Genomic DNA, 844 nt, shown 5'->3' on the forward strand with positions numbered 1-844 from the left:
TGAAGTTAGTGATAACCTATGGTTTCTCAAATCGCCCACTAGGTCGAGCTCTAGTTGCCAATTTGTGTATAAGAGTCGGCATTACAATGCTTCAACTACATTGATTCAGCTCGCAGGATTAAGAAAAATCCCACTGATTTAATCATCAACTCCGTTAGATACCCATGTGGTTAGCCTAATTGGGAAGGTTATATGTTAGTTTCCATAAAAATAACGTTGCATGGTTACTGTTATTGCTTGTTGTGTTTAAACCTATCGACAGGCCTACATTTTCTGATGCACGATAACCAACTTCAACTTCATAAACTACGGATGTACCATGTTCTTTAAAAACAAGACCATTTACTTCGATGGTATTAGACCAATCCATTAGCCCTATATTTAACTTACTGAACCAGACTTCTGTTTGATAGTTTGAAGAAAGAAAAATAAGCGGTCCTTTTCCTGGTACACTAAATCTATTTGCGATAGCGTCTTCAGGTTCTTTGGTTGATACATTTCCATCAAAATTACCGTAATTAATGTACCCAACTCCTCCTCCCACAAATAACTCTCCTTCAAAGGCATCCCGAGAATAAGGATAATGAGTTAAATGTAGTACTCCCCCAAATGCGTTATCGTCAAATTGATTAACACCATTATGATTACTAAATCTGTAGTCTGAAACCCCTAAGCCTAGTGAAACCTGTGTTTCACTTGCACTAATAGTAAATGAGGTTAGGAAAGTAGATAAGAAAATAAGTATATTGTATGTCTTTTTCATATGCAAACTCATACCTTTTAATTATTTTTAGACACATAGCTATACGCACAACATATAGACTAGCTCAAAAAGCCAAATAAA

At 35.8% G+C, this 844-nt stretch carries 1 protein-coding gene; it reads right to left on the minus strand.

Features of this window, described 5'->3' with window-relative positions; all coding sequences use genetic code 11:
• Positions 1 to 175: 175 nt before the first annotated feature.
• A complete protein-coding gene (locus ACTRWI_RS22540; protein WP_499133920.1) occupies positions 176 to 763 on the minus strand; it encodes a hypothetical protein in 588 nt (195 codons plus the stop codon).
• Positions 764 to 844 lie beyond the last annotated feature (81 nt).

It is taken from the genome of Pseudoalteromonas sp. G5_S1_14_S5 (assembly GCF_054968605.1).